Consider the following 21,536-nt stretch of genomic DNA (forward strand, 5'->3'; position numbering starts at 1 on the left):
TTGCGATTCGCCCATACTTGGCCTTTGGGCAGTTAACGACAATAAAGACGAAGCGCTTTAGCAAGCGGACATCTGTGTAGAAGCTGTGGAAAAAGAATATATCCACAGCAAAAACCAAAAAAAGCTTGCCGCGGAAAACGGACTAGATATTGTATCCAGCCAAAGAGGGAACGCCACATATTGAGGCAAAAATACCCTGTGTTACTGATGAAGCGATTCTTGGTCTAGGTCAAGTTCGCCTGTGGACAACCTAGTCAGCGAAAAAGGAATGGACTCGAAACCGTCAATCGGAAAGCATCAAAAAGAAAGGCGGCATGACTCCTACATCACGCCGCCTTCGGAACAGCCAAGGCGGACCCGCCGCCCTTGCGTCCATGTGCTTTGGTAAGCGTGGGCATGCTGGGCCGCAGACTAATGGATGTCAAGCGCGACGAATTGCGTGGACGTCGAGTGATGCGGGAGAAAGGATGCGCGCAATATGCCTCAACTGGTACGCTACCACTGCCTGAATTGTGGCCATGAATTTCAGACCCAAGTCCTGACAAAAGACGAAGCTCGCGATGCAGAACTTCGCCGGCAGCCTTTGTCTTCCGTTCATTGCCCGAACTGCAATCGCACCGACCTCCGTCGCGAGTAACAACGCAAACATGCAGCGCTCCGCTCGTTCGGAGCGCTGCTACGAGAAACACAATCATGAAGATATTCGTAAGTTCCATCATTACTGGATACGAAGATCGTAGGGCGGCAGTATTTGAGGCCGTGGAAACGCTCAGTCACGAAATAATTCGGGCGGAAGATTTCGGAGTATCGACTTCGTCCCCGAGGGTCGCCTGCCTTCAGGGAGTCAGGGACGCAGATCTTGTCGTATTAATCGTAGGCGAAAGATACGGCTATCCGCAACAATCTGGGCTTTCAGCAACACACGAAGAATTCAGAGAAGCGAAAGAATCAAAAGAAATAATCGCTCTAATCGAGGAGGATGTTCAACGCGATTCAGCGCAGGCGGCATTCTTGAAGGAAGTTCAGGACTGGCAAGGTGGTGTGTTTACCGAGAATTTCAGATCTCCAGACGATCTAAGACGCAAAGTCACAAGGTTCCTGCACAAACGCGAAATTGACGCCGCCCGTGGGTCGGTCGACAACGAGGCCTTAGAAAGCAGAGTTCAAACAATACTATCTGACGAGGAGCGAAACTGGAGCGGAGGCGACCCGAAACTGGTGGTCGCTTTCGTAGGAGGCCCTCCGGCCAATCTTCTTCGACCCGCCGAACTTCAGAGTGAGGAGTTGGACCAGTTTTTGTCTGGCGCATCTATTCTTGGTAAACACGCGATACTATCGCGAGCTGCCGGAATCCAAACCAGAGTGGTTTCAAACTTTATCGAAGCATATCAAGAAAACGGAAGTATCAGATTGTTTGCCGACGGGGCGTTGAGAATTCGAACGCCTTTGCCGAGGAATTCAAACCTCGGTGCCATAATTGAAGAAGATGTCAACGAACTATTGAACAAATCCCTGCGAATGGCGAACCTAGTTTTTTCTCATGTTGACGAAACGGAACGCCTCCGGGCATTCGCTTTGGCAGCTAAAATTGAAGACTCCGGTTATTCCGCTTGGCGATCCCGCGAAGAAGAGCGACGAAGCCCCAATTCCATGACAATGAATCGTGCATGGGGAGAGAAAAAAGACGCGCCAGTTTTTTGGCACCACCAACAATTTCCAGAGCAAAACTGCGTACTGCGTCATCAAATATCGCTGAAGACCTGACCATACTATTGAGGCAACAGGCGACGTCATAGCGTAACGGCTAAGGAAGCTGAGGGCAACATCTAGGAAGCGGTCCGCGTCTATCTCGACAGCTTGAATGACGACGGTATCCCGACCTTTGTGGCTGAATACGTAGACGAATAGGGCGCACCCCGTCCGTCATCCTCGGGCTTGCCCAGAGGATGACGCATCTGGGGGACGTAAAGCGCCAATCGCCGAAATCCGCGACCGGCTGGCAAACAACGCAAGCCAATCCGTCCAATCGCCAACGTCCGAGACTTGCCTCAAAGCCCATCCCCTCCTCCGTCATCCTCGGGCTTGACCCGAGGACCCATTCCGTGGTGCCCGCGCCGCGCCCGGAGATGCAGAACGGTCACCACCCCATTCCGCCGTATAGCTCCCTCCAGTCGGGGTTCATGGATTCGATCAGCTCGATCTTCCACTGTCGCCGCCAGCGCTTAAGCGACTTCTCGCGCTGGATCGCGTCGGTGATGTCATCATATTCCTCGTACCAGACGAGCCGGAAAGCGCCATATTGGGAGGCAAAGTCCTTCTTGTTGATGCGTTGCTTGTGGTCGCACACACGTTGTGACAGGTCCGCAGTGACGCCGATATAGATCGTGCCGCCCTTCTTGCTCGCCAGCATGTAGACATAACCGCCCATCGTTCTAGCTTCGCGGAATGGGTCCTCGGGTGTGGAGGCCGAAAAGCAAACGATCCAGTGAATCGTTTGCCGGCCGGAACGCGAGGATGACGGCGGGTGGGATCGGCGTCGCGGCTAATCGCACACGTGTGCCCCCCGGGAACCCCTCCGCCTCCCCGAACATTCTCCGTTCGAGACCCACGAACCCAGGAGGCTTCCCATGAACTGGCATCTGCCCCGCAAGTACCGCGACCATCTCCCGGACCGCGACACGTTCGCCGACTACCTGCCGTCCCGCTCCAACCTACCCTCGCTTGGCCTGTTCGACCGCCGCCGCCAAAACACCGAAACGACGATCGCCATCGGCGTCGGCGCGGCCGCGCTGATCGGCCTGTGCGCCGGGGCCTGGCTCATCTCGCGCGACAAGGCGCTTGAGAGGAATGACATGGAGAAGTTCCTCAAGGGCCGCTCCGGCTTCGGCCACGGCAACAAGTAAGCCTGAGTGGCTATCGCGCCATCAATGCACTGATCCGAGCCTTCTGGAATACCCCCACCCTTCATCCCTCCCCACAAGGGGGAGGGAATGCGTGGGCATCGCGCACAAGCACTCCCACATCGAGCCATGCTCAACACGAAGAGCTTAGCTGGACGGTGCAGGTGAAAGCGCGATTTTCATGTCCTCCCTCCCCCTTGTGGGGAGGGATACAGGGTGGGGGTCGTCGCGACGCGACCAGTGAAGGACTCTTTTAGGACAGGGACTTAACCCCCTGTACGCCTTTCCATCCACGAAACCTTATCCACCGCCCGGAAACCGCCGTTACCCTTCTTCCGCCCGCAACAACGGAAAAGGACGCATGGACTGGACGCTGGCCATCGACCGCAACCGCGCGATCCTGCTGCGCATCGTCGCCATGCTCGCGGCGATGGCAGAGATGGCGGACGGCGCGATGCCGGAAACCTTGCCGCGCCATCGCCACATCGCGGTACGGCGCATCCTGCGCGCGGCCGAATCCGCACTGCGCCGGCTGATCGTCATCGCCGCGCGCCGGATCGCCGACATCCCGCCGCCGGTCGGCGTCCACATGTACGGGCTGGGCGGTGGCGAAACGGGGAGCAAGCCGTCCCGCAAGGCAGCCGGCGGCAGCGCCGATACGCCGGTTCCGCCCTTCCCTCTCACCGACCCGGTGAAGCGGTTTTCCTTCGCCCCGCCGCCGCGGTCGCCGAAAAGCTTCCCGCGCATCACCGTCATCGGCCTGTCCGAACCGACGCCGGTGCCCGCCGGCTGGTATCGGTATCCCGACGACGAAATCGACGCGCGGCCGCTCTGCCGGCGCATCCTGTCGATGGGCCGCGCGCTCTGCGATATCGGCGCGGAGGCCCGCCGCCTCGCCCGCCTGCAGCAACGGCGCGACCGGACAAACGCGAAAGCCGTCCGCCGCTCGCCCATACGGGTCGGCCCGCCGCCCGGCCGCCGCGCGCGACGGAACCACGAGATCGACGAAGTCCTGGCGGATCTTCACGGGCTCGCCATGGGCGCCCTGTCGCCCGATAGTTCATGACGCGGCGGCATATCGCCGTTTGCACGGACGTCGCCGCGTCGCGCGGTCGGCGGGCGCAGCCTATGCGGCCGCCAGCGCCTGCCCGATCAGATAGGCCGCCGTGAACAGCACGATCACGGTGCCCATGAAGGTGGCGAGGTATTTGGGCGTGGGTTCGGGCGGGTTGAGCGCTTCCCAGATGGATGCGAGTTTTTCCTGCAAGGCTCTCAACGCAAAACCTCAGGCTTCATTTCCGGTCCACCCTTGCATCTGGCCCCTGCCCGCGCAATGTCCAGAGATCGCCGAAAACGCGACCGAAACGGCGCGCGAGCGCGCGGAACCGCTTCCCCACGCCACGCCATCGCGCTACAGCGTCCCCATGAGTTCTCCCGACACTACCGAGTCCCCCTCCTCCACGCCGCGCGGCATCGCGCTGATGACGGTGGCCATGTTGACGATCCCCGCCGTCGACGGCATCGCCAAATATCTGAGCGCCGACTATTCGCCGCTTTTCGTCGCCTGGGCGCGCTATGCCGTCGCCTGCCTCGCCGTGCTGCCCGTAGCCGTGGCGATGCACGGAAAGCAGGTCTTCCCGCGCCGCGACCGGCCCGCCCATGCGCTGCGCACGCTGTTCCTGGTCTCATCGATGACGCTCTATTTCCTAGCCATCGCGCGCATCGAGCTGGCGACGGCGATCACCGCCTTCTTCGTCGGGCCGATCGTCGCCGTCGTGCTGTCCGTCGCCTTCTTCGGGGAGCGGCTGACATGGCGAAAGGGGCTGAGCCTTGCGCTCGGCTTTGTCGGCGCGCTGATCATGCTGAGACCCGGCGGCGCGGTCGATCCCGGCCTGCTCATGGCGTTCGGGGCGGGCGTCTTCTTCGCGCTCTACATGATCGCGACGCGGCTCGCCTCGCGCCAGAGCGACCCGATCCGCACGCTCGCCTTCCAGTGCGTCTTCGGCGCGCTGCTGCTGACGCCCCAGGCGCTCTTCGCCTGGTCGACGCCGGCGGTCGGCGACCTGCTGCTGTTTGCCGGGCTGGGCCTGTTCTCGGCCGCCAGCCACATCCTGTCGATCACCGCTTTCCGCTATGCCGACACGACGACCCTGTCGCCGCTTGTCTATGTGGAACTGATCGGTACGGCGACCATCGGTTATCTCGCCTTCCGCGAGGTACCGGGGCTGGCGACGATCGTCGGCGCCGCCTTCATCGTCGCCGCCGGACTTGTCCTGCTGCAGCGCCGCGCCAGGGTGTAACGGAAGGGAAATCCGCCACATGCAGCCATGGATAGAAATCGACACCGCGACCGTGCCCGGAGACGGCCAGAAACTGCGGCTGATCCAGCGCGGCGACGAATTCTCCATCATGACCGGCCCGACGGCGCTGATGAACAGCCGCATGTTCGGGTCCGAGGAGGCGCTGGCCCGGCTTGCCCGCGAGAGGGTCGGCGACCGCACGCCGCCAAAGATCCTGATCGGCGGCCTCGGCATGGGCTTCACGCTGCGCGCCGCCTTGTCGGAGTTCGGAAGTGATGCACGGATCACTGTCGCCGAACTGGTTCCGGCGGTTGTCGAATGGGCGCGCGGACCGCTTGCCGGGCTGTTCGAGGGCAGCCTCGACGACGCACGCGTCACCGTGCATGTCGGCGACGTCGCAGAGGCGATCTCGAAGGGCGGATGGGATGCGATCCTGCTCGACGTCGACAATGGCCCCGAGGGCCTGACCCGCGACGAAAACGACGCGCTTTACGGCCTGGAGGGCCTGGCGCTCGCCCGGCGCGCGCTCAATCCGAAGGGCATTCTTGCCGTCTGGTCGTCCCACAAGAGCCCGGCTTTCACCAAGCGGCTCCGTCAGTCGGGCTATGCGGTCGAGGAGGTGACGGCGCGGGCGCGCGGCAAGCGCGGCGCCCGGCATGTCATATGGATCGCGACGAAATAGGTTCGGCGGCAGGACACCCCGCCGCCACGCTTGGCAGGTTTGCCTAGCGCTGCCGGGCCTTGCGCGCCGCGTAACGTTCGTCGCGCTTCGCCTTCATTGCGGCGGCATCCGCGACAGCGCGCTCGATGCGGCTCGCTTCCTCGGCCTCGCGTGCGAGCCGGTCCGCATTCGCGGCCAACTCGGCGGCTTCCGCTGCGGCCGCGGCTTCGGCCTCTTTGCGCTCTTTCTCCTCGAGAGCCAGGCGCTCGCGCTCGGCTCTACGCTCTTCGCGGGCCTCGGCAATCGCCGCACGTTCGGCGCGCCTTGCGGCCACCTGCGGATCGTCCGGCCCCGGAGCGGCCTTGAATTTCTCCAGAAGTTTCTTCTTGGCGTCCGCCGCATCCTGCCGGCGATCCGAAAAATTCTTGTGTACCTGATTTGTCAAATGGAATTCGTCCCTTGTTGAAATGAGGCCTGAACCGGCCCAATGCGCGGCGACCCCGCGCACACATAGACAACTGGCGTTCGAAAAGCGACACCGCAACCCCCGCCGCCATTTCCGCCCGGCTTATTTCCGCGGCCTTACACCGCCTTCGCCACCCGGCTCTCGCGCCAGACGATGAACGCGCCGCTGGCGATGATCACCGCCGCGCCGACCCATGTCATCGCGTCGGGGATCTCGTTCCAGAACAGCCAGCCCATCAGCGTTGCCCAGATCAGGGCGGTGTAATCGAATGGCGCGACGACCGCCGCCGGGGCAAACCGGAAGGCCTGTGTCATCATGGTGATGCCGGCCGTGCCGACCACCGCGATACCGACGAACAGCCAGAGGTCCTCCAGACGCAACGGCGTCCAGACGAAGGGCATCACCAGCGCGCTGAGCAGCGTCCCCGCCCCCGTGAGATAGAACATCAGCGTCCAGACGGTTTCGCGCTGGTCGACCCAGCGGGCGCTGATCATCAGCACCGCGTAGAGAAGCGCCGTGAGAACGGGAAGAAGCGACGCGGCCTGGAAGGTCGATGCGCCCGGCCGGACGACGATCAGCACGCCGAGGAAACCGACCAGCACCGCCGACCAGCGCCGCCAGCCGACATGCTCCTTCAGCACCAGCGCCGACAGCGCCGTGATGAAGACAGGCGCGGCGAAGATCAGCACCGTTGCCTCCGCGAGGCCAAGATAGGACAGGCTGGTGAAGAACAGCGTCGCCGCGGCAATCCAGATCGTCCCCCGCACCAGATGGGCGGCGGGCCGCGTGGTGCGCAAGGCCGCCGTTCCGCCCATTTTCCAGGCGATCAGGGCCGCGACGGGCAGCGCGATGAGATTTCGGATGAACAGGATCTGGATCGGCAGGTAATCCGCCGTCAGCGTCTTGGCAAAGGCGTCATTGGCGCTGAGGCATGCGACGCCGGCCACCATGAGCGCGATCCCGGCGGCGGCCTTCGGACGCGTGTCTTCCAATCCCTTCTGCATCGCCTGCTCCTCCGCCAGCGGGCAACCAAGTGTCGCCCGCTCCGGTCACAAGCCAGAGCGATTTCACCATTGCAAGCCCTGCCGACGGGCGTCACGGATCGCAGGAGACGGCATTGCCCGGATAGCCCGGCGCGGGACGGCGAAAGAATTTCCCGATGCGCCTGAAGAATTTGCGGATCGCGACCTCGCGCAAGGCGGGGGCCACCAGCCGCGCCTCGTCCATCAGCCTATCCCGCTCCATCGAAGAGAGCGCGGAAAGGTCGTAACCCGACTCGGCATATTTGCGGATCGTCTTCATCGCCAATCGTCCCGTTGCGTGTCGCAAAGGGTGATATCAGCGTGACATCATCAGAAAAAATGAATTATAGAGATGATATGGTTCTCAATTAGAGATTTAAGAATGGAACTCTCGGACCTTCGCATCTTCCGCGCCGTCGCCCGCGAAGGCGGCATCACGCGCGCCGCCGAGAAGCTGAACCGCGTCCAGTCCAACGTGACGACCCGCATTCGCCAGTTCGAGGAGAAGCTAGGCGTCGAGCTGTTCCTGCGCGAGGGCAAGCGACTGAAGCTGTCGCCGGCCGGCATCACGCTACTCACCTATGCGGACCGCATGCTCGATCTCGCGACCGAGGCGCAAACCGCCGTCACCGACCGCCTGCCACGCGGTCCGCTGCGGCTCGGATCGATGGAAAGCGCGGCCGCCGTGCGCCTTCCCGCCGCGCTGGCCGAATTCGGACGCCGCTTTCCCGACGTGACCATAGAATTGCGCACCGGCAACACGCTGGAACTGGCCAACGCCCTGATGGCCGGCGAGATCGACGCCGCCTTTGCCGGCGAGCCTCTGCCCGACGGGCCGTTCGACATGCTTACCGCCTATGTCGAGGACCTCGCCATCGTCACCGCGAAGGGCATAACGCTCGACGGACCGCCCGGAAGCCCGTCACGCGTGATGCTGGCCTTCGAGCATGGCTGCGCCCACCGCAAGCGGCTGGAGGACTGGTTCGCGTCGCGCGACGTTATGCCCGAGCGCATCGTCGAACTGGGCTCCTACCACGCGATGCTCGGCTGCGTGGCCGTCGGCATGGGCGTCGCGCTGCTGCCGGCGGCGGTCATTCCCACGGTTCCGGCCGGCGACGCGCTGCAAATCCACAGCCTGTCCCCGGGCAAGGACCGCGCGCGGACCCTGCTCGCGTGGCGCAAGGGCGTCTCCTCGCCCAATGTCGAAGCGCTGGTGTCGCTCTACGAGCACGACCGCACCGCTTGACGCCGATGCGGCTTGCAAACCCGCCGCCGCCGCGACAGATAGGATATATGACCGAAGCCGCCGATCCCTTCGTCCATCACCCGGTCCTGCGCAGCAGGATCATCGAGCCGGAGAAATCCCGCTTCCGCACCTTCGAACCCTCGGACCTCGACGCTGAAATGAAGGCGCGCGGGATGCCGGACAACTGGCGCTACAGTGATGAGGACCGCGAGGCGCTTCGCAAGGCGGCGCTGGCCGGACGCGAGGGCCAGGATATCTGGGTATTCGCCTACGGATCGTTGATGTGGAATCCGGCCTTCCTGTTCGCAGAGGTGCGTCATGGCCGCATCGAAGGATACGCCCGGTCCTTCTGCCTTTACGATGTCCGCGGCGGCCGCGGAACGCCGGAGCGCCCGGGTCTGATGGCGGCGCTCGACACGGGAGACCACTGCGACGGGCTGGTCTTCCGCATCGCTGCCGACCTCGTCGAGGCCGAAAGCCGCATCCTTTTCAAGCGCGAAATGCTGATGGGGTCCTACGTGCCGGAATTCGTCGGCTGCGAAACCAGGGCCGGCACGGTCGAGGCGCTCGCCTTCGTCGCCAATCATGACACGCCGCAGATCCGCACCGACATTGCGCACGAGGACAAGGTCCGCTTCATCGCCAGCGGGTCCGGCCGGCTCGGCACCAGCCGGGAATATCTCGAAAACCTCGCCGACCATTTCGAGGCGCTGGACATCGACGACGAGGAGGTGTTCGGCCTGCTGAAAGACGTCCGCGCCTGGCGCGAGGGACCGGAAACGGCGCCCGACGGCCGTTAACTGTCCACAGCCTCGCGCGACCCGTCACACTTGCGCCATCGACTTCGCCAATCTGACCGCATGCTTATAACCTACGCCATCGGCGACATTCACGGACGGTCCGACCTTCTCGACGCGCTGCTGGAGGCGATCCGCATCGATGCATCCAAGCGCGGCGCACGCACGCAGATCGTCTTTCTCGGCGACGTGATCGATCGCGGTCCGCACAGCAGGCAGGCGATGGAGCGCGTTCTGGAAACCATCGAGACCCATCCGGGATCGGCGCTTGTCCTTGGCAATCACGAGGAATTCCTGCTGCGCTTCCTGGACGACGTGGTGCATCGCGAGACGGTTGCGCGGCACTGGTTCGCCAATGGCGGGCTCGCCACCATCGCCTCCTACGGTTTCAGCGAGCGCGACGGCATCGACACGATCGCGGAGGGCCTCTCTACCGGGTTCCCAACCCACATCGCGGCCTTGCGTGCCGCTGACTGGAGCATCGAGACGGACAGCCATGTCTTCGTTCATGGCGGCATCGATCCCGCCCTGCCTCTCGACCGGCAGGACCCGGTGACCACACGCTGGATCCGCCACGAATTCCTGGAATTTCAGGGACCGCTGGAAAAGATTGTCGTCCACGGACATACGCCCACCGACAGCTTCCTGCCGGAGGTCCACGGAAACCGCATCGCGGTCGATACCGGCGCGTTCGGCTCCGGCCACCTGACCTGCGCAGTGCTGGCAAGTGACGCCCCGCCCAGATTTCTGGCGACCGACGACAGCGGCCGCCGGATCGCAACCGGCGAAGTCAGACCGCTGGATTTCCGGAAGTGATGGTCTCAGGTCGTGAAACGACCCGAACCGCGTGTTGCAACGCCGCAGACCAGCTCCGGATGGTGAACAAGTCCGCAGCGCCGCACCATGCGCCGCGATGCCTCGTTGGAGGTGGAAACGAGCTCATGAACGCTTGCCGCGCCGAGGTCGTCCACAGCCTCCAGCAGCATCATCGCGTTGACGATGAGCCCGAGACGACGCCCGCGATGCGATGGGGCGACGGCGACAAGACCGCCCCAGGCACAGGCTGAATGCGGGCTGTGACGATTATGCGGAAAATAGGCGTAAGCCGTGGCCGCGATGTCCCCGCCGGGCGTGAGGATGACAGTCAGCGCCGAGCGTCCATGCAACCCGGCAAGCATCGCGCCCGAAAAAGGGGCGATGCCGTTCTCGACCAGGAAATCCTGAACGCGGCCGATCGTGCTGGCTTCCTGCCGGAGCGAACGATCGAGCGGGACGAAACCGGGTGGAAGGGTCAGATCGAGCTGTGCCAGCGCGCTTCGGATCGCAGGCGCTTCGGCCTGAAAGACATTCCACGTGTCGAACCGGCAATCCCGTGCTTCGAGCCGGGCTTCGATTGCCGGAACGTCTGCCGCCGGGATCATTCGCATCCCGAACACGCCATCTTCTTCGAGATGGCCGAAAACCGTCTCCCAGCCGAGCCGGTCCGGATTATCCGTGCCAATGAGACGCCCGGTCTGGCAGGCGCCGGGCGTACTTCGCGTCCAGTCCGCGAGTGCATCGACTTTTTCCTGGAGCACAATCTGGTGCGCCGTGCCGCGATAGCATTTCATCCGATTGCCTCACCTAACGTAAGGCAGGATACCCCGGTACGCCCTTCCCGCAACCCGCTGGCGCTTTTCTTCATGCGCCATACCGATTTCGCATGGCTGCATTGCGACTTCTCCATCTGCAAAATGATGCGCTGCAGCATCATATTCCGCTCAACGAAAGGAGAATTTCCATGGCCAAGAATCGTTTTGCCAAAGCCCTCAGCCGCTTCGCCCATTCCTTCGGCGCGCCGACGCGCGAGAGAGCCGAAGAGCGCTACCTTGAAGGCTCCGCATCGATCTACGATCTGGAACGCCGTATGCAGGAAATCGACCGCGGCAAGTTCCGCAACTTCTGATCGCGCGACACCGGGCGCTCCCGCGGCACCTCCAGCGCGGGGCGCGCTCTTGCGATTTGCGAAACGGCCAAGACGTGGCAGGTTTGCCCGCATGGTCCGTTTCGCTTTCCTTCTTTCCCTTCTTCTCCCGGCATTCGCCGCATCAGCCGACACGCTCGACCGTTTTGCCGGCCGCTATCTCGGCTGCGCGGTTTCCGGCGGTGAGCTGGTGCCGATCGAAACGACGCTTGTCGCGACCGTTGACGGGCTCGCCGGCAAATATGTCTTCATCGAATCCACCGGCCGGCGGGTCGCCGGCGCGATCACACCGGCAGATCGGCAATCCGCAGATCCCGTCACGGTCATCTGGAGCGACGTCTATGGCGAGGGGCCGGCCGTTTTCACCTTCGCTGACGACGGCTCGCGTTTCGACGGCTACTGGATGAGTGGCGGCGGCACGGACCGTTTCTCCTGGAACGGCGTACGATCCGGTTCGGGCAAGCATATCCCGGATTGTCGCGTTCCGGTGAGCTGAATTTCCTCCAGGTCGCAAACGAAACAGCGCATGTCACCTGGCGACGCGACCCATGACCGGCAGGAATGTCAGGGATGCCGAAATCGCGCTGGTGCAACACGCCCTTCGGGCGTACCGGGCGATCACAATCAAAATGAAGACGGGATCTCCATCATGAACAACCACGGCATCTTCGCCGCCTATTCCGGCATGCTCGACATCGCCTCCCGGCGCGAAGCCGGCGCGGTTTCGCCGGCGCCTCGCAAGCGGCGCGGCCTGGCCGCACGCCTGTTCCGCTTCCGCTGAGCAGACGGCATGAACATCGACGCCTGACGGGGCGCTCCGGAAACGGGGCGCCCCGTTTGCTTTGCAGGACCGGCGTTCGGTGATCCGAATTTCGCGTGCGGCGTAAGAAGAATCGGTGTTAGTCTTGGCGGCGTCACGCAGTCGTGAACGAACGTTGCTTGCGAAAGCAGCCCGAAAGGTGGAGCGTTCGTTCAGGGTCTGCGCATGACGCGGAATGCAAATTCGCGTCATGCTCCCACCGCAACGGACAACAGGCAAAGGAGATAGCCGTCATGTCCAGTCGCCCCACCCTGCTGCTCGATCTCGCCCGGCTGATGATCAAGCAGGCCAAGCTTCTCAAGTCCCAGGGCCTGTTTGCCGAAGCGCGTTCCATGGCGCGCCGCGCGATCGAACTGAACCATGTCGGCCACGCCTCCGCGCGGCTCGAGCCGGTTCCGGTGCGTACAAGACGCCGTCGCTGACACGGTAAATCCCGGTTTCCGTCGCGGCGCGTAACAAGTTTCGCGCAAGCAAGATATGGCCTACTTCTTCTCGCCCCCGAAATGTGTCGGGATGTCATGAAGAAGTAGACATGATGGTCGAACAGCAACAAAAGCTCGAACGGATTGCTTTTGCGATCCAGGAACAAGCCTTCCTGCTGCGCAGGGCCGGCAAGATCGCCCAAGCCTGCGGAATGGAAAACAGGGCCGCCGAGTTGCGGACCCTGAGCAGGATCCGCCCATCAGGCGAAGCGGCCAGCCTCGACCTCAGGGCTGCCTGAAACCGCATCTCATCAACTATTCGCAGAGACGACGATCAGTCGTCGTCCTCGAGCATTTCCTTGACGGTCGTCGCCAATTGCTTGAGCGAGAACGGCTTCGGCAGGAATCCGAACTTGGCTCCTTCGGGAAGGTTCTTCGAGAACGCATCCTCGGCATAGCCCGACACGAAGATGAACTTGATATCGGGATGCGTCTTGCGCAGTTCCGTGAGAAGCGTCGGGCCGTCCATTTCCGGCATGACCACGTCGGAGACGACGATATCGACCTTGCCGTCCAGTTCTTCCATCAGTTCCAGCGCCTCGACGCCGCTTGACGCCTCGTGCACGGTGTAACCGCGTGACGTGAGCGCACGGACACCGCCCATGCGCACCGCGTCCTCGTCCTCGACGAGAAGCACTGTCGCGGTGCCTGACAGATCGCGCTTGCGCTCCGTCTCCGGCGTTTCCGCCTTCGGGGCGGGCAACTCGCTTTCAGCAGGAATATGGCGCGGCAGGAAAATCCGGAACGTCGTCCCCTCGCCGATCTCGGAATCGGCATAGATGAAACCACCGGTCTGCTTGATGATCCCGTAGACCATGGACAGGCCGAGCCCCGTGCCCTTGCCGACCTCCTTGGTGGTGAAGAAGGGCTCGAAGATCTTTTCCAGCACGTCGGGCGCGATGCCGGTGCCGCTATCCGCCACCTCGATCAGCACATAGTCGCCCGCTTCGAAACCGCGATAGCCGAACTCGGTGCAATTCGCGGTATCGACATTGCGCGTACGGATATGCAGATCGCCACCCTCCGGCATCGCATCGCGCGCATTGACCGCAAGATTGACGATCACCTGTTCGAACTGACCGAGATCGGCCTTCACCGGCCACAGGTCTCGGCCGTGTTCGATGTGTAGATGTACGGAATTGCCCACGAGGCGCGACAGCAGCATGCGCAGATCGGCAAGCACGTCGGTGAGAGCGAGCACCTCGGGACGCAAAGTCTGCCGGCGCGAAAACGCCAGGAGCTGACGCACCAGCGATGCGGCCCGGTTGGCGTTCTGCTTGATGTTCATGATGTCCGGGAAAGACGGGTCGGAGGGCCGGTGGCTGGTCAGCAGCAGGTCGGAGGCCATGATGATGGCCGTGAGCACGTTGTTGAAATCGTGCGCGATGCCGCCCGCCAGCTGCCCAACGGCCTGCATCTTCTGGCTTTGCGCCATCTGGCCCTCGAGCGCCTTTTGTTCGGTCGTGTCCATCGCATAGACGATGGCCGCTTCCTCGGTCGCGGGACCTTCCGCATTGCCGCCATGCCCGGCGACCGCATTCACGAAGACCCGCAAATGGCGCTCGTCGGCATCGGGATCGATCACTGTGTCGAAAGGCTCGATCTTCGCCTGATTCGCGCAGGCTGCGGCGAACGCCTTCTCGAACCGCTCCACCGAATCGCCCTGCAGCAATTCGCGGAAGCGGATGCGCCCGTCGACCGCGTCGGCGTCCGTGACGGAGCCGAACAGGTTCATGAAGGGCGCATTTGTGCGCAGCAGCCGGCCATCATTGTCCAGCGCGGCAATCGCCATCGGCGTGGAATTGAAGAAGCGCGTGAAACGGACTTCCGAGCGCCGCAGATCGTCGGCGGCCTCGCCCAGTTCCGAACGGTTCAGGACGATGGTGCGCGTCGAACCGGTTCCGCCTTCACGGTCGGCGTGAACCCTGTGGATAAGTTGCACCGGCAGGCTGACGCCATCCATCCGGGTAAGCTCGATGTCGATGGTCGAGGTACGCACCGTGCCCGGCTCGGCCCGCACGGCGTTGAGCATCGCCACGCCGTCGCCGGTAACGAGATCGGAAAGGGAGACCGAGCCCGGCGCGAAGGCTGCCAGGTCCATACCCAGCCAGCCAGCCAGTGTCGCGTTGACATACTGGATGCGGCCCTGCGCGTCTGCGGAAAAAAAGCCCGCCGGGGCCTGGTCGAGATAATCGATCGCCTTTTGCAGCTCCAGGAAGGTCTGTTCCTGATCGTCGCGTTCGGCCGTGATATCGGCGAGCCGCCAGATGCGGAACGGTTCGCCACGGCCCTTGCGGGCCATCAGCCGTACCGACACCCTGTACCAATGCGCGCCGCCGTCGCGTGCACCAAGACCGTTCGGCAAGCGGAACTCCTCATCGGCCTCGACACCCCTGATCAGGCTGTTCGCGAGCCGATAGACGGCATTGGCGGCATCGTCGTGGCGCGACAGGATCGACTCCGGCGACTGCAGGTCTTCCGCGCCGGACGCGCCGATCATCTCCTCATAGGCCGTATTCGAGTAGAGGATGCTGCCCTTCTCATCGAGGATGCAGATCCCGTCGGCCATCGAATCGGCATAGGCGCGGCCGAAATCCTCGGCACTATCGTTTTGCGCGAATTCCACGAACCCGATGGCGGATGCGAAAAGGTAGAAAACGCCGACCATGGCAAGCAGGCCGAGCATGACGAGAAGGAAGGTCTCGTTGAGATTCTCGCGGTAGAAGAACAGAAACGCGGCGGCGCCCAGAGAAGCGACGCCAAGGATCAGAAGCCGAACCGCAGCACTCGGCCGGGGTCCCATCTGACCAAGCGCCCTGTATTCACTTGCCATGGCGGTGTTGCCGGCTCGCGCCGTATCCCTCGAATCGCCGCATTAGACTGGTTTGAATCACAAACATCCACAGGGCGAAAGTCCTGCCCGTAAAATTTGTCATTCGGGTTTGTCGTTGCTAACACCTTCGATGTATCAGGCAGCCAAATCGCGCCGGACAGGGAAGAGGACATTCAATGACTGCATGGCTGACGCAATTGCTCGGCGAGCAAGCAGCGACCTACACGCTCTATTTCCTTGGCGCTCTGGCTGTTCTCATTCTCCTGTGGGTGGCCTGGTTCTGGACCCGCCGCGTCGCCGGCGGCGTTTTCGTCGAGGGCGGACGAAATCGCCGGCCGCGACTCGGCATCGTCGATGCGACCGCCGTCGATAACCAGAGGCGAATCGTTCTGGTGCGCCGCGATGATGTCGAGCATCTGGTGATGATCGGCGGTGAGAACGATCTCGTGATCGAAACCAATATCGCCAAGGTGCCCGCGGAAGCAGGCCAGCCCTTATCGGCAAAGGAACAGCGCCGCGCGCGTGAAGCCGCGCAAACGGCGCGCCGCCAGCCGTCGCGTGAAGCGCCCGCGCGCGAAACCGCTCACCGTCCGGCACCGCCGGCTACTCCGCCTCAGCCAAGACGCGAGGCGCCGCCCGCCAATCCGCCGAAAATGACCCCGGCCGCCGTGCTGGCGTCCACGCCGGCCTATCAGCGACGCGAGCCCACACCTGTGGCGGCACCTGCCCCGCCGCCGCCCGCCCCGCGCCCGGAGCCTGCCGCCGAAAGCGTTGCGCCGCGCGAGACCGTGCAGCCGACACTTCGCGAGCCGGAAACCGCCGCTTCACTCGCCACATTCCGAAAGCAGGAAGAGCCCGCCGCACCGGTCTTCGAGCCCGGGCCTGTCGAGGCAGATGCCCCGCAACCTCCGGCCGCGCCCGAACCGTTCGAGCCGCCCGAGCCTCCACAGCGGGTGGCTGCGGCCACCATGCGCCCGGCAATGGAGCAAGAGCCGGTGATGCCATCCCCTGAACCGGAAAAACCGGCCGACACACCGGCGACAACCCCGGAGACGACGGCTGAAGACGTGGCGCCTGCCGAATCGGAAGCGGAACCGGTTGTGCCACCGCTTTCCGTGCTGACCTCGCTCGACGAGGCGGAATCGGAAGCGCCTGCCGACGAAACCGACGAAAATGCTCCGATGATCGCGTCGGTGGAAACCGGTAACGACGAACCGGAAGCGGTCGAGTCCCGGGAAACGGCCCCCGAACCCGAAGCGCCGATCGTCTTTCCGCAGCGTTTTGCGCTTTCGGCGGATGTCGAGCGCTCCGAGGAGCCCCCGGTCGAGACCGTGAGCGAAGCGGCGCCCGAGCCGGAGCCGGTCGCCGCAGATGAGACCGAAGAGCCTGTTCAGGCATCGGACGACGAGGCCGAAAAAGCCGAAGGCGCGGAAAAAGAAGAGGATTCATCGCCCTCCCCGAGCAATGAATCCCTGGAAGACGAGATGCATCGTCTGCTCGCGCAACTGACGCGCAGAAGCTGACAGGGAAAGACATTCGGGAAATGAGAAAGGGCGGGACCGAGGTCCCGCCCTTTGTTCGTCAATCATGGATGCGATGCGCAACCCGTCAGTCGTCGCGATAGACCTTTTCGCGGCGCTCATGACGTTCCTGCGCCTCCAGCGACAGCGTGGCGATCGGACGCGCGTCCAGCCGCTTGACGCCGATCGGCTCGCCGGTCTCCTCGCAATAGCCGTAGGTGCCTTCGTCGATGCGCTGAAGCGCAAGATCGATCTTGTTGATAAGTTTTCGCTGACGGTCTCGCGCCCTCAATTCGATGGCGCGATCGGTCTCGGACGAAGCCCGGTCCGCAAGGTCGGGATGATTGGAGTTTTCGGTCTGCATGTGGTCGAGCGTTTCACGCGCTTCGCGCAGTATATCGTTCTTCCAGGCCAGCAGTTTCTTGCGGAAATAGGCGCGCTGCCTTTCATTCATGAAAGGCTCGTCTTCGGCCGGTATATAGTCAGCAGGGACTTCTTTGGGTGCCACTGATTCACTCCCAGCATGATACCTTTGCGCGCTCTATAATCGCACCGCGCCCTAGCGGCAAGTTCCGTTTCACGCAATTCGCAACGAAGTGATAAACGCCTAGGAATCCCTTGAATTGCGAATGCGAATGGATAGCAAACAGCGCGCATGGAGACGGAGGCTAGCCTTGCCACGAACGTATGATTTGCGCTTGCCGACGCCGCAGGGTAATCGCATCGCATCGTGGCATCTGGGAGTTACGAATTGAGCCGCCTTTTCTTGTTTCGTCATGGAAAAGCAGCCTGGGCGGAGCCCGGCATGCGCGATTTCGACCGCAAGCTGGACGAACAGGGGATCGAGGAAGCCACCACCATGGGGCGCCTGATGGCGGCGCGCCACCTCGTACCGGACGTGGTGATCTGTTCGACGGCCGCGCGCGCGGTCGAGACCCTGCAAGCGCTCAGCACCTCGCTGCATCTCGATGATGCAACCCGCTACGACCAGAACCTCTATGCGACCGATGCACCCGGATATCTGGAAATCGCCGCGGCGACCGGCTCCGACGGAGACGTGATGCTGGTCGGGCACAATCCGATGCTCGAGGATGCCGCTCTCGCCTTGTCGCGCGAGGGCGACGAAGCAGCACTTGACGATCTGCATATGGGCTTTCGCACCGCGGCGCTCGCGGTAATCCGCTTCGAGGGAAACGCCTTCGATTTCACGACGAAAACCGGATTTCTCGAAACCTATCTGACGCCGACCGACGCCTGATCGGCACCGCGCCCTTTTGCACCGACACCGTCAGCACCTATATCGGTTCCTGACGGCACGACGCCGGACAAGGGGAAGACGTGGCAAATCTGGTTTCGCTCGGCGATGAAGCGCTTATCGCCCTCGACACGATCGCGGAAAGGGCGGCGGGCGTATTCGCGCCCAATGTCCGGATTGGCGTGACCGGACTGTCGCGGGCCGGAAAGACGGTGTTCATCACCGCGCTCGTGCACAATCTCATCCATGGCGGGCGGCTGCCGCTCTTCAACCTCGCGCATTCCAATCGGCTGGCGCGCGCCTATCTCGAACCGCAGCCGGACGACGGCGTGCCGCGATTTGCCTATGAGAACCACGTCAACGATCTCGTCGAGAACAGGATATGGCCGGATTCCACCCGCGCGATCTCCGAATTGCGGCTGACGCTGGAATACGAGTCCGCGAGCGGCTGGAACCGCCTGTTCCCCAGCGGCAAGCTGACCATCGACATCGTCGACTATCCGGGCGAATGGCTGCTGGACCTGCCGCTGCTCGCCAAGTCCTATGCCGAGTTCTCCGCCGAGGCGCTCGACCTCGCACGGTCCGGCAGTCGCGCGGCGCTCTCGCGTGAGTTCTTCGAATTGGCCGATCCGCTTGAGCCGGACCGCCCTGCCAACGAAACGACCGCGCAAAACCTCGCCGAAGCCTACAAGCGCTACATGCAGGCCAGTCGCCAGGACAATCTGGCGCTCTCGACCCTGCCGCCCGGACGCTTCCTGATGCCCGGCGACCTCGACGGGTCGCCAGCCCTCACCTTTGCGCCTTTACCGAATCTCGTTTCGAAACCGTCTCAGGGCTCGCTCCAGGCGATGATGGAGCGGCGTTTCGATTCCTACAAATCACTGGTCGTCAAACCGTTCTTCCGCCACCACGTCGCGCGGCTGGACCGGCAGATCGTGCTGATCGACGCGATGCAGGCGATGAATGCCGGCGCCGAGGCGGTGCATGATCTCGAAAGGGCGCTCGGCGACATCATGTCCTGTTTCCGGCCCGGTGGGCACTACTTCCTGACGGGCCTCTGGCAACGCAACATCGACCGGATCCTGGTCGCGGCCACCAAGGCGGACCATCTGCACCACGAAGACCACCCGAAAATGGAGGCCATCGTGCGCCGCCTCGTCCAGCGCTCGATCGCGAAGGCCGGCATGAAGGGCGCGCGCGTGGAATCGCTGGCGCTCGCCGCCGTCCGCGCCACCCGGGAGGCAACCGTCAAGGAGGGCAAGGACCGCCTTCCCGTCATTGTCGGAACCCCGATCGCCGGCGAGACCATCGATGGCGAGACATTCGACGGGAAAACCGAAACAGCCATATTTCCCGGAGACTTGCCCGACGAACCTGATTCGATTTTCGAGGAACGAGAACCGTCGGCGCAGGGTCTTCATCGCTTTGTCCGGTTCCTGCCGCCGAAACTCGAACGCGACGCCGAGGGCCTGACGCTGTCGCTGCCGCATATCCGCCTCGACAAGGCGCTTCAATTCCTGATCGGGGACCGCGTGACATGAGCGACGACACCAACCGCCGCAAACCGCGTGCCTTCGCCGTCGAGCCGGAGACGCCGGCTCCCGAGCCGCAAACCGCGGCGCCGCGCAGACCGCGTGCCATCGCGCCCGGTCCGGCGCTCGAAATGGAGGCCGACGACTTCTTCGAGCGCGAGGCGATGGTGGCCGACCGGTCCGTTGCCGAGGAGGTTGACCGGAAAAGGCGCGGATTGTCGCTCGCCTCGCTGGCCATCGCCGCAATCGGCCTGTTCGCCAGCCTCGCAGCCGGGCTGTGGATCGATTCGGTCGTCCGGGCGCTTTTCGAACGCAACGAATGGCTGGGATGGCTGTCCCTGGGTGTGGCCGCCCTCCTCGCGCTGGCCGTCGCGGGGATCGTCATTCGCGAAGTCGCGGCCGTATGGCGGCTGCGTTCGGTCGACCACCTGCGAAAGGAACTGGAAGAGGCGCTCGCCGGCATCGATGACAAGCGGCTGTCGCGAGCGACCCGCCAGCTCGTCCAGTTCATGGCCTCCAATCCTAAGAGTTCGGCCGGACGGTCCGTGCTTGCGCAGCAGAAGGGCGAGATACTCGACGCTGCGGATTATTATGCGCTCGCCGAGAACGAGTTGTTTCGCAGCCTCGATCGCGATGCCTTCCTGCTCGTCAACGGTGCTGCAAAGCGCGTGTCCGTCGTCACGGCGGTCAGCCCGCGGGCTTTTCTCGACGTGCTCTACGTCCTCTACGAGAATTTCCGGCTCGTCCGGCGGCTCGGCGAACTCTATGACGGCCGCACCGGCGCATTCGGCAACCTGGGCCTTCTGCGCAAGGTCCTCAGCCATCTCGCGGTCACCGGCGTCGCAAGCTTCGGCGACGGCCTCGTGCAACAGGTCATCGGCCACGGCGTTGCGTCGCGGCTGTCCGCGAGGCTTGGCGAAGGCGTGCTGAACGGACTGATGACCGCGCGGGTCGGCCTCGCCGCGATGGAGGTCAGCCGCCCTGCCCCCTTCCACGCCGTCAATCGGCCAAGACTGTCCTCGGTTCTCGCGACGCTGACCGCATCGCGCGACGACAATGCCGACAAGGCCGGCGACACGGTGTAATACTTCGTGAGTTAAACAAGTCGTGCACTGGCGCGATTTGCAAAGTATGTGTTAACCATTCCGGCCAATGATGCGCTGATCGCAATGCCGACCACGAGAGCCGCCTGCCATGCTTCTACGTTCAATGGCCGTTTCCTGCCTTGCCATGCTTCCGCTCGCGGCGCTTGACGCGCCTGCCGATGCGAGCGAGCGCGAGCAGCGGTTCTTCCGTCAAATCGAGGGCAAGTGGCGCGGACCCGGCGAGATCGTCGCCGGCAAGTACAAGGGCACCAAGTTCACCTGTGAATTTTCCGGGCTGACGCCGAACAACAAGCTCGGCATGACCCTCGACGGCGGCTGCCGCGTGGGACTGTTCTCCCAAAAGATGAAGGCGACGGTCAAACGCAAGGGCCGCGGCTACACCGGCAGCTTCCTCGACGGAGCACGGGGCGAAGGTCTCGATGTGATCGCCGGGACAGTCACGTCGGACCGGGCTGTGCTGACACTCAAGCGCAACCAGCTGGACGGCGCGATGCTCGCCCGCCTCGCGTCCAAGGACCAGCTCAACATCACCGTGTCCGTCACGGTCGGAGAAGCGCTCGTTCCGGTGATCGGAATGAAGCTGGACCGAATCGATTCGGTAGCGGTCGGCTCCGTCCGCTAGGCGCAGCGCCG

At 63.2% G+C, this 21,536-nt stretch carries 26 protein-coding genes; 18 read left to right on the forward strand and 8 right to left on the reverse strand.

The features are described from left to right. Nucleotides 1-693 precede the first annotated feature (693 nt). On the forward strand, nt 694-1,764 hold the full coding sequence (locus tag LC343_RS00045; protein ID WP_223475041.1) for a DUF4062 domain-containing protein: 1,071 nt from the start codon (nt 694-696) through the stop codon (nt 1,762-1,764). Between the two features lie 373 nt (nt 1,765-2,137). Here LC343_RS00045 and LC343_RS00050 read toward each other — a convergent pair whose 3' ends face one another. Further along, nucleotides 2,138-2,428, reverse strand: coding sequence for a GIY-YIG nuclease family protein (locus LC343_RS00050; RefSeq protein WP_223475042.1), 291 nt, complete (start codon nt 2,426-2,428; stop codon nt 2,138-2,140). A gap of 199 nt (nt 2,429-2,627) precedes the next feature. Between LC343_RS00050 and LC343_RS00055 the strand changes: the two genes are divergently transcribed. Both LC343_RS00055 and LC343_RS00060 read left to right on the forward strand, forming a co-directional pair. After that, nucleotides 2,628-2,903, forward strand: a complete 276-nt coding sequence (locus LC343_RS00055) for a hypothetical protein (protein ID WP_223475043.1) — start codon at nt 2,628-2,630, stop codon at nt 2,901-2,903. Between the two features lie 358 nt (nt 2,904-3,261). Continuing rightward, nucleotides 3,262-3,966 carry a hypothetical protein gene (locus LC343_RS00060; RefSeq protein ID WP_223475044.1) on the forward strand — a complete coding sequence of 235 codons (705 nt, stop codon included), beginning with the start codon at nt 3,262-3,264 and terminating at the stop codon, nt 3,964-3,966. Nucleotides 3,967-4,026: 60 nt separating this feature from the next. On the opposite strand, the gene LC343_RS00065 is transcribed toward LC343_RS00060, so the two are convergent. Continuing rightward, nucleotides 4,027-4,176: a hypothetical protein gene (locus tag LC343_RS00065; protein ID WP_223475045.1), complete on the reverse strand. Its 150-nt coding sequence runs from the start codon at nt 4,174-4,176 to the stop codon at nt 4,027-4,029. 148 nt (nt 4,177-4,324) lie between these two features. On the opposite strand from LC343_RS00065, the gene LC343_RS00070 reads away from it, so the two are divergent. Both LC343_RS00070 and LC343_RS00075 read left to right on the forward strand, forming a co-directional pair. Further along, nucleotides 4,325-5,200: a DMT family transporter gene (locus tag LC343_RS00070; protein ID WP_223475046.1), complete on the forward strand. Its 876-nt coding sequence runs from the start codon at nt 4,325-4,327 to the stop codon at nt 5,198-5,200. Between the two features lie 19 nt (nt 5,201-5,219). Further along, entirely contained in the window at nt 5,220-5,882 is a 663-nt protein-coding gene (locus tag LC343_RS00075) for a spermidine synthase (protein ID WP_223475047.1), read from the forward strand. 43 nt (nt 5,883-5,925) lie between these two features. Here LC343_RS00075 and LC343_RS00080 read toward each other — a convergent pair whose 3' ends face one another. From LC343_RS00080 to LC343_RS00090, 3 genes are all read right to left on the reverse strand, one after another. After that, nucleotides 5,926-6,306 (reverse strand): DUF6481 family protein, encoded by a 381-nt coding sequence (locus LC343_RS00080; RefSeq protein WP_223475048.1) that lies wholly within the window; start codon nt 6,304-6,306, stop codon nt 5,926-5,928. A gap of 137 nt (nt 6,307-6,443) precedes the next feature. Further along, a complete protein-coding gene (locus tag LC343_RS00085; RefSeq protein WP_223475049.1) occupies nt 6,444-7,331 on the reverse strand; it encodes a DMT family transporter in 888 nt (295 codons plus the stop codon). Nucleotides 7,332-7,422: 91 nt separating this feature from the next. Then, on the reverse strand, nt 7,423-7,629 hold the full coding sequence (locus LC343_RS00090; RefSeq protein ID WP_223475050.1) for a hypothetical protein: 207 nt from the start codon (nt 7,627-7,629) through the stop codon (nt 7,423-7,425). Between the two features lie 102 nt (nt 7,630-7,731). Between LC343_RS00090 and LC343_RS00095 the strand changes: the two genes are divergently transcribed. The 3 genes from LC343_RS00095 to LC343_RS00105 are packed head-to-tail and all read left to right on the forward strand — an operon-like array spanning nt 7,732 to nt 10,208. Beyond that, nucleotides 7,732-8,595: a LysR substrate-binding domain-containing protein gene (locus LC343_RS00095; protein WP_223475051.1), complete on the forward strand. Its 864-nt coding sequence runs from the start codon at nt 7,732-7,734 to the stop codon at nt 8,593-8,595. A gap of 47 nt (nt 8,596-8,642) precedes the next feature. Beyond that, nucleotides 8,643-9,395 (forward strand): gamma-glutamylcyclotransferase, encoded by a 753-nt coding sequence (locus LC343_RS00100; protein ID WP_223475052.1) that lies wholly within the window; start codon nt 8,643-8,645, stop codon nt 9,393-9,395. A gap of 60 nt (nt 9,396-9,455) precedes the next feature. Beyond that, complete coding sequence (locus tag LC343_RS00105) at nt 9,456-10,208, forward strand: metallophosphoesterase family protein (protein WP_223475053.1); 753 nt, start codon at nt 9,456-9,458, stop codon at nt 10,206-10,208. A gap of 5 nt (nt 10,209-10,213) precedes the next feature. Here the strand turns inward: LC343_RS00105 and LC343_RS00110 are convergent, their stop codons facing one another. Continuing rightward, a complete protein-coding gene (locus tag LC343_RS00110; protein WP_223475054.1) occupies nt 10,214-11,002 on the reverse strand; it encodes a GNAT family N-acetyltransferase in 789 nt (262 codons plus the stop codon). Between the two features lie 92 nt (nt 11,003-11,094). Here LC343_RS00110 and LC343_RS00115 point away from each other — a divergent pair, with 92 nt between their 5' ends. The 5 genes from LC343_RS00115 (at nt 11,095) to LC343_RS00130 (ending at nt 12,896) form a co-directional block, all read left to right on the forward strand. Next, nucleotides 11,095-11,337, forward strand: a complete 243-nt coding sequence (locus tag LC343_RS00115) for a DUF3563 family protein (RefSeq protein ID WP_223475055.1) — start codon at nt 11,095-11,097, stop codon at nt 11,335-11,337. A 91-nt stretch (nt 11,338-11,428) separates the two neighbouring features. Next, nucleotides 11,429-11,851 (forward strand): hypothetical protein, encoded by a 423-nt coding sequence (locus tag LC343_RS00120; RefSeq protein ID WP_223475056.1) that lies wholly within the window; start codon nt 11,429-11,431, stop codon nt 11,849-11,851. 153 nt (nt 11,852-12,004) lie between these two features. After that, nucleotides 12,005-12,136 carry a hypothetical protein gene (locus tag LC343_RS25065; RefSeq protein WP_274384713.1) on the forward strand — a complete coding sequence of 44 codons (132 nt, stop codon included), beginning with the start codon at nt 12,005-12,007 and terminating at the stop codon, nt 12,134-12,136. A 272-nt stretch (nt 12,137-12,408) separates the two neighbouring features. Continuing rightward, nucleotides 12,409-12,597, forward strand: a complete 189-nt coding sequence (locus LC343_RS00125) for a hypothetical protein (protein ID WP_223475057.1) — start codon at nt 12,409-12,411, stop codon at nt 12,595-12,597. Nucleotides 12,598-12,707: 110 nt separating this feature from the next. Further along, entirely contained in the window at nt 12,708-12,896 is a 189-nt protein-coding gene (locus LC343_RS00130) for a hypothetical protein (protein WP_223475058.1), read from the forward strand. Nucleotides 12,897-12,931: 35 nt separating this feature from the next. Here LC343_RS00130 and cckA read toward each other — a convergent pair whose 3' ends face one another. Then, entirely contained in the window at nt 12,932-15,490 is a 2,559-nt protein-coding gene (cckA, locus tag LC343_RS00135; RefSeq protein WP_223475059.1) for a cell cycle histidine kinase CckA, read from the reverse strand. Between the two features lie 176 nt (nt 15,491-15,666). On the opposite strand from cckA, the gene LC343_RS00140 reads away from it, so the two are divergent. Continuing rightward, nucleotides 15,667-17,013 carry a flagellar biosynthetic protein FliO gene (locus LC343_RS00140; protein ID WP_223475060.1) on the forward strand — a complete coding sequence of 449 codons (1,347 nt, stop codon included), beginning with the start codon at nt 15,667-15,669 and terminating at the stop codon, nt 17,011-17,013. Between the two features lie 85 nt (nt 17,014-17,098). On the opposite strand, the gene dksA is transcribed toward LC343_RS00140, so the two are convergent. Beyond that, nucleotides 17,099-17,464, reverse strand: coding sequence for an RNA polymerase-binding protein DksA (gene dksA / locus LC343_RS00145; protein ID WP_223475061.1), 366 nt, complete (start codon nt 17,462-17,464; stop codon nt 17,099-17,101). Between the two features lie 276 nt (nt 17,465-17,740). On the opposite strand from dksA, the gene LC343_RS00150 reads away from it, so the two are divergent. From LC343_RS00150 to LC343_RS00165, 4 genes are all read left to right on the forward strand, one after another. Further along, nucleotides 17,741-18,268, forward strand: coding sequence for a SixA phosphatase family protein (locus LC343_RS00150; protein WP_223475062.1), 528 nt, complete (start codon nt 17,741-17,743; stop codon nt 18,266-18,268). Nucleotides 18,269-18,348: 80 nt separating this feature from the next. Continuing rightward, nucleotides 18,349-19,806, forward strand: a complete 1,458-nt coding sequence (locus LC343_RS00155) for a YcjX family GTP-binding protein (RefSeq protein ID WP_223475063.1) — start codon at nt 18,349-18,351, stop codon at nt 19,804-19,806. Further along, a complete protein-coding gene (locus LC343_RS00160) occupies nt 19,803-20,882 on the forward strand; it encodes a YcjF family protein (RefSeq protein WP_223475064.1) in 1,080 nt (359 codons plus the stop codon). Before LC343_RS00155 ends, LC343_RS00160 begins: the two co-directional genes overlap by 4 nt. A 109-nt stretch (nt 20,883-20,991) precedes the next feature. After that, on the forward strand, nt 20,992-21,525 hold the full coding sequence (locus tag LC343_RS00165; RefSeq protein ID WP_223475065.1) for a hypothetical protein: 534 nt from the start codon (nt 20,992-20,994) through the stop codon (nt 21,523-21,525). The last annotated feature ends 11 nt before the right edge of the window (nt 21,526-21,536 follow it).

The organism is Oricola indica (assembly GCF_019966595.1).
Lineage (GTDB): Bacteria > Pseudomonadota > Alphaproteobacteria > Rhizobiales > Rhizobiaceae > Oricola > Oricola indica.

Coding starts and splice junctions, on each gene's coding strand:
- LC343_RS00120 (WP_223475056.1), top strand. CDS start 11,429: ATGGTCCGTTTCGCTTTCCTTCTTTCCCTTCTTCTCCCGGCATTCGCC.
- LC343_RS00070 (WP_223475046.1), top strand. CDS start 4,325: ATGAGTTCTCCCGACACTACCGAGTCCCCCTCCTCCACGCCGCGCGGC.
- LC343_RS00125 (WP_223475057.1), top strand. CDS start 12,409: ATGTCCAGTCGCCCCACCCTGCTGCTCGATCTCGCCCGGCTGATGATC.
- LC343_RS00105 (WP_223475053.1), top strand. CDS start 9,456: ATGCTTATAACCTACGCCATCGGCGACATTCACGGACGGTCCGACCTT.
- LC343_RS00110 (WP_223475054.1), bottom strand. CDS start 11,002: ATGAAATGCTATCGCGGCACGGCGCACCAGATTGTGCTCCAGGAAAAA.
- LC343_RS00095 (WP_223475051.1), top strand. CDS start 7,732: ATGGAACTCTCGGACCTTCGCATCTTCCGCGCCGTCGCCCGCGAAGGC.
- LC343_RS00140 (WP_223475060.1), top strand. CDS start 15,667: ATGACTGCATGGCTGACGCAATTGCTCGGCGAGCAAGCAGCGACCTAC.
- LC343_RS00045 (WP_223475041.1), top strand. CDS start 694: ATGAAGATATTCGTAAGTTCCATCATTACTGGATACGAAGATCGTAGG.
- LC343_RS00075 (WP_223475047.1), top strand. CDS start 5,220: ATGCAGCCATGGATAGAAATCGACACCGCGACCGTGCCCGGAGACGGC.
- LC343_RS25065 (WP_274384713.1), top strand. CDS start 12,005: ATGAACAACCACGGCATCTTCGCCGCCTATTCCGGCATGCTCGACATC.
- LC343_RS00050 (WP_223475042.1), bottom strand. CDS start 2,428: ATGGGCGGTTATGTCTACATGCTGGCGAGCAAGAAGGGCGGCACGATC.
- dksA (WP_223475061.1), bottom strand. CDS start 17,464: ATGAATGAAAGGCAGCGCGCCTATTTCCGCAAGAAACTGCTGGCCTGG.
- LC343_RS00055 (WP_223475043.1), top strand. CDS start 2,628: ATGAACTGGCATCTGCCCCGCAAGTACCGCGACCATCTCCCGGACCGC.
- LC343_RS00115 (WP_223475055.1), top strand. CDS start 11,095: ATGGCTGCATTGCGACTTCTCCATCTGCAAAATGATGCGCTGCAGCAT.
- cckA (WP_223475059.1), bottom strand. CDS start 15,490: ATGGCAAGTGAATACAGGGCGCTTGGTCAGATGGGACCCCGGCCGAGT.
- LC343_RS00060 (WP_223475044.1), top strand. CDS start 3,262: ATGGACTGGACGCTGGCCATCGACCGCAACCGCGCGATCCTGCTGCGC.
- LC343_RS00085 (WP_223475049.1), bottom strand. CDS start 7,331: ATGCAGAAGGGATTGGAAGACACGCGTCCGAAGGCCGCCGCCGGGATC.
- LC343_RS00160 (WP_223475064.1), top strand. CDS start 19,803: ATGAGCGACGACACCAACCGCCGCAAACCGCGTGCCTTCGCCGTCGAG.
- LC343_RS00100 (WP_223475052.1), top strand. CDS start 8,643: ATGACCGAAGCCGCCGATCCCTTCGTCCATCACCCGGTCCTGCGCAGC.
- LC343_RS00165 (WP_223475065.1), top strand. CDS start 20,992: ATGCTTCTACGTTCAATGGCCGTTTCCTGCCTTGCCATGCTTCCGCTC.
- LC343_RS00090 (WP_223475050.1), bottom strand. CDS start 7,629: ATGAAGACGATCCGCAAATATGCCGAGTCGGGTTACGACCTTTCCGCG.
- LC343_RS00130 (WP_223475058.1), top strand. CDS start 12,708: ATGATGGTCGAACAGCAACAAAAGCTCGAACGGATTGCTTTTGCGATC.